The following is a 4,538-nucleotide window of genomic DNA, read 5'->3' as shown; positions in this document are numbered from 1 at the left end:
GACGGGGAGCAACGACGCCCCCGCCCTCGCGGCCGCCGACGTGGGTATCGCCTTAGCCGGCGGGACGCAGTTGGCGACGGAGGCCGCCGACGCCGTCGTCGTCGACGACGACCTCCGGTCGGTGCCGGATACCTTCGACATCGCGGCGGCGACGAACCGCCGCATCAAGAGCAACCTCGCGTGGGCGTTCGGCTACAACGCCGTCGCGATTCCACTGGCTGTCTTCGGGCTGTTGAACCCGCTTTTCGCCGCCGTCGCGATGGCTTCGAGCAGTCTATTGGTCGTCGTCAACTCCTCGCGGTCGCTCGGGCCGTGACCGCGAGGTTCGACATCGCGGGCTACTCTTCGTCGTCGGGCTCGCCGGCTCGAACCGTCAGCACCGGGGAGTCGGCGCTCCGGACGACCTTCTCGGCGACGCTGCCGAGGAGGAACCGGTCGACGCCACGCCGCCCGTGGGTGCCCATCACGACGAGGTCGATGTCGTAGTCGTCGACGTATTCGAGGATGCCGCGATACGGGGAGCCGCCGGCGACAGTACCGCGAATCGAATCGACGCCCTCGGCTTTCGCCCGGTCACGGGCGTCGTCGATTGCGCGTTCGCCTTCGGCTTCGAGCGCCTCGAGGAGTTGTGCCTGTCCGGCCTCCATCACCGGTAAGTTCTCCTCTACCACGTAGAGGACATGGAGTTCCGCGTCGTAGCGAACTGCGTGGTCGATTGCGTGGTCGAGTGCGGCGTTCGCTCCCTCGGTGCCGTCCGTCGGAAACAGTATTCGGTCGTACATGGTGTATCGTGGGGAGGACGCGGTCGAACCGACCACATCAGTCACCCCCTTACGGAAGGTTCGTCTTCCACCGACTAATACACCGGGTCGAATCCCGAACAGCGGGAACTCCGCGGGCGGGTCGGATGGGCAGCCGAAACGGGGGGATTGGACTCGAATCCCGGAAATCGAGATTCAACCCGAGTTATTTCAACCACCGCCGCGATTCGTGAGATATGTACGACCGATTGTTGCTTCCGACGGACATGAGCACGGGTGTCGACTACGCGATCGAGCACGCTATCGACGCCGCAGAGCGGTACGATGCGGAACTCCACGTCCTCTACGTCGTCGACGCCGACGCCTACAGTTCCTACCCCGGCGACGAGTACGTCCACGAGTTCGAGGGGTTAGAGAGCGCACTCGAACAGGCGGGCGAGGACGCCGTCGAGGAAATCGTCGCCGCCGCCGAGGAGGCGGGCGTCGAAACCCACGCGGTCGTCCGCCACGGCGTGCCACACGAGGAAATCCTCGCGTACATGGACGACGCCGACATCGACCTGACCGTCATCGGGTCGAAGAACCGCTCCGGGGAGTACCGCCGACTGCTCGGCAGCGTCGCCGACCGCGTCGCCAACATGGCCGAGCGACCGGTCACCATCGTGAAGACGCCAGTCGAGGAGTAGTCGCCGACGGCCTCAGGCGGGTCCGAGATACCCCCACGACAGCAGGCGGTCGCCGTCGCCGTCTATCCAGCGCTCACCGATGTCGTCGCGGTAGTAGAGGTTCGGGATGACGATGTCGTCGATGCGGCCGTAGGCCTGTTCGCGGGCGGCACCCATCGTCTCGCCCTTCCCGGTGACGACCAGCGGCATCCCGGACTCGCCGGCGGCGCGCCACTGGCCGTCGACGTTCTTGGCGTCTTCGATGTGAATCCCCTCGCGACGGTCGGTGTCGAAGACGACCGCCGCGTTCCGTGAGTTCTCGTCGTAGGTTTTCTCGTCGTCGAACGGGAACGGCGGCAGGACGACCCGGACGCCGATTTGATACCCCTGGTGGACCTGCAGATTCGGGTCCTCTCCGTGTGCCAGGTCGTAAAAGAACTGTCCGGTCGGGGATTCGAAGGACTCCTCCTGTAACGTGATGGTGGGATAGCCGAACCGCGGTGTGAACTCCAGCGGGTAGACGCCGTTGTCGTTGACGATGCAGTTGAGGTCGATGCTGCCGACGTACCCCTCCTCGGCGAGGAAGTCGGCGAGTTTCCCGAGCGTCCGCTCGAAGAGGTCGTTGCGTGCGGCCCAGAACATCGAGGTTCCCATCTCGCCGGTCGAGGGGCCGATGTTGCCTGGAAACAGCTTCTTGTGCTCGAAGTTGAAATTGATTGGTTCGACGAACTCGCTACCGTTGAAGAATCCACAGACCGCGACCTCGACGCCCTCGACGCGACGCTGGAGTTGGAACCCCTTCATCCGGTGGCCCCACGCCTTCTCGTAGGCCCGAAGCACGTCGACGACGTCGCTGCCGTCGTTCTCGCGGCCGACGTACACCAGTCGTTTGACGTTCTGGACCTCCCCGAGCGGTTTGATGACGTAGGGCGCGGGATTGGCGTTGACGTAGTCGATGGCGGCGCCGAAATCCGAGAACTCCCGGTGGTCGAGGGTGGTAACGTCGTGGGCTTCGAGGACCTCCATCGCGTAGCCGCGGTCCTCTTCCAGCCGGTCGGTGTTCGGCGTCCCGCCGACGACGGCGTGGCCATCCTCACGGAGGCCCTCTGCGAGTTCGCCCGTCCCGACCTCGGAACCGACCCAGATGTCGTCGAAGACGATTACGTCGGCCCACTCGAGTTCCGCCTCCCAGTCGTCGGTTTTCGGAACGAACCCGTCGGCTATCTCCTTGTCACTCTCCGCCTCGATGTAGTACTTCACGTCGTGGCCTTCCCGTGAGACCTGCCACGCTACGTCCCCGATGAGGGCGGCGTCCAGCGAGACGAAGAGGAACCGTTTGCTGTCCATAAGCTACCCGACGATGTCCACGAGGTAAAGCGTGGGGGCGACCGTCGACGCTCAGTCGTTGCTCCGGCAGTAGCGCTCTCCTCGCGGCACGAACTGCCCGTGGAAGCCGAAGGGGACGGCGACGGGCGCCGTCGCACGGGCGCGTTCCTCGAAGGACTCGGCGTCGAGGACCGCGAGGAACGACCGCTCTTCGCCGGCGTCGAGTGCGACCGTCAACACGACACCGTCGTCTTCGGCCTCGGCGTCCGGCCGAGGAACCAAAAGCGGTTCGCCGACGAAGCAGTTCGGCGGGTGCCACACCGTAGTCGTCTCCGTCTCGATGTCGACTTTCAGCAAGCGGTCGGCGAACCCGGCCCGACCCTCGTCGTCGGTCGGCGCACCGACGCCGTAGGCGTAGCGGTACCGACGCCCTCGACGGCCGTACTCGATGGCGGGAAACTCGAAGGGACCGGGATGGAGCGTCTCGCTCGTGACGTTGCCGTAGCGGCGGTCCAGCGGCACGCGGTATCGGCGGAACTCGGCGGTCGGTTGGGTGAACTCGGGCGAATCGAGGCGGTCGAGCCGAAAGGCGTCCATCACCTCGCTGTCCGCGAAGACGGCCGAGTCGACGACGAGGCCGTCGTCGGTCTCGTAGGCGTTGACGCCGTGGAAGACGAAGGCCGGTGGAATCTCCGGTTCGGCGACGACCTCGCCTGAGTCACGCCGAAAGACGAGCAGGCGTGCGGGGCGGTCGGTCCACTCGAAGGCGTCGGCGAACGGCTTGTACAGAAGCGACGGGAGATGAAGCCGATACGGGGACTCGAAGAGGACGGCGTAGTTCTCCGTCAGCCAGAAACTGTGGATGTACGCCGGTCGCGAGCGGTCGACGGTGCCGACGACCTCGCGTTCGGAGTCGCCGTCAGGGAGTTTCCACAGCGCGTAGCCGCGTTCCCGACCGAGACGGGTGGCGAATCCCCACGTCTCGCCTGCCGAAGCGTCGCGGTGGAGATGAGCGAGGCCGCCCGAACCCTCCGCAGCCAGCGTGTCGTCGAAACTGAAACCGCCCTCGGTGTCGAGTGTCTCGGGGTCGAAGGCGACGGAGTTCGGCGTCTCGGTGAGCGCGAGCCACCGGTCGGCGAGGTACGCTACCGAGATGGAGGCGTTGTCAGTGACCGCGGGGTCGACGATATCGCGGAGTGCGGCGAGGGCCGAACGGTCCGGGTCGGTGCCGAACTCCCGGGCACCGAGGCGGCCCTGTGTTCGAGCGTGGTAGGCCTCCGATCGGGGGTACCGCGTGGTGAGGGTGACACCATCGTCGGCGATGTCGAAGCGCCGCAGCAACGCGAGGCCGTCGAACCAGTGGTTGACACGGCCCTCGCCGACGGCGAAGGAACCGGGGCCGTTTCGGAGGAGCGTTCCGTCGAGCCACGCCGGCAGGTCGCCTGACACCGGACAGTCGACGGGGCCGACCTCTTCGGCGGGGCCGAGTCCGAGGCGGTGGTCCATACGGCTACGTGGGACGCCGGCGGCTTACTGTTGGCGCCCGCGCCCTCACTCGGGAACCGCGTCCTCGAAGCCCCACTCCTCGGCGCGAGCTCTGGCTTCCGTCCGGGCGTTCTCTCGGAGCTTCTCGATGGCCGCCTCGTCGTCGAGGAATGCCTCGAGAGCGTCCCGGCCGCCCTCGTGGTCGGTGTCGGCGACCCGACGAGTGCGCTCTGCGAGGGCGGCGTCGCCAGCCAGGCGCTCGGCGGCCATCCCCCGGCGGGACTCGGAGGTCGTCGCTCTC

General features: G+C 66.5%; 4 protein-coding genes and 2 pseudogenes. 2 read left to right on the top strand and 4 right to left on the bottom strand.

The window, feature by feature from the left end; all coding sequences use genetic code 11:
• Positions 1-316 (top strand): annotated as a pseudogene (locus GJ631_RS18225) (cation-translocating P-type ATPase); the annotation flags it as partial.
• 22 nt (positions 317-338) lie between these two features.
• Here GJ631_RS18225 and GJ631_RS18220 read toward each other — a convergent pair.
• The gene (locus GJ631_RS18220) at positions 339-782 is read right to left on the bottom strand and encodes a universal stress protein (RefSeq protein WP_156710513.1); all 444 of its coding nucleotides are present in this window, start codon (positions 780-782) and stop codon (positions 339-341) included.
• Between the two features lie 215 nt (positions 783-997).
• On the opposite strand from GJ631_RS18220, the gene GJ631_RS18215 reads away from it, so the two are divergent.
• Positions 998-1,447: a universal stress protein gene (locus GJ631_RS18215; RefSeq protein ID WP_156710512.1), complete on the top strand. Its 450-nt coding sequence runs from the start codon at positions 998-1,000 to the stop codon at positions 1,445-1,447.
• A 12-nt stretch (positions 1,448-1,459) separates the two neighbouring features.
• On the opposite strand, the gene GJ631_RS18210 is transcribed toward GJ631_RS18215, so the two are convergent.
• The 3 genes and pseudogenes from GJ631_RS18210 to GJ631_RS18200 all read right to left on the bottom strand — a co-directional run.
• Positions 1,460-2,773, bottom strand: a complete 1,314-nt coding sequence (locus GJ631_RS18210) for a phosphoribosylamine--glycine ligase (RefSeq protein ID WP_156710511.1) — start codon at positions 2,771-2,773, stop codon at positions 1,460-1,462.
• 51 nt (positions 2,774-2,824) lie between these two features.
• Positions 2,825-4,258: a carotenoid oxygenase family protein gene (locus tag GJ631_RS18205; protein ID WP_156710510.1), complete on the bottom strand. Its 1,434-nt coding sequence runs from the start codon at positions 4,256-4,258 to the stop codon at positions 2,825-2,827.
• Positions 4,259-4,303: 45 nt separating this feature from the next.
• Positions 4,304-4,538 (bottom strand): annotated as a pseudogene (locus GJ631_RS18200) (hypothetical protein); the annotation flags it as partial.

The organism is Natronomonas sp. CBA1123, assembly GCF_009741925.1.
GTDB lineage: Archaea > Halobacteriota > Halobacteria > Halobacteriales > Haloarculaceae > Natronomonas.
This window is presented reverse-complemented; position numbering and strand designations above follow the sequence as displayed.

What these genes read in the sequence shown, in the direction of transcription:
- GJ631_RS18220 (WP_156710513.1), bottom strand. Translation starts at nt 782, where the DNA reads ATGTACGACCGAATACTGTTTCCGACGGACGGCACCGAGGGAGCGAAC.
- GJ631_RS18215 (WP_156710512.1), top strand. Translation starts at nt 998, where the DNA reads ATGTACGACCGATTGTTGCTTCCGACGGACATGAGCACGGGTGTCGAC.
- GJ631_RS18210 (WP_156710511.1), bottom strand. Translation starts at nt 2,773, where the DNA reads ATGGACAGCAAACGGTTCCTCTTCGTCTCGCTGGACGCCGCCCTCATC.
- GJ631_RS18205 (WP_156710510.1), bottom strand. Translation starts at nt 4,258, where the DNA reads ATGGACCACCGCCTCGGACTCGGCCCCGCCGAAGAGGTCGGCCCCGTC.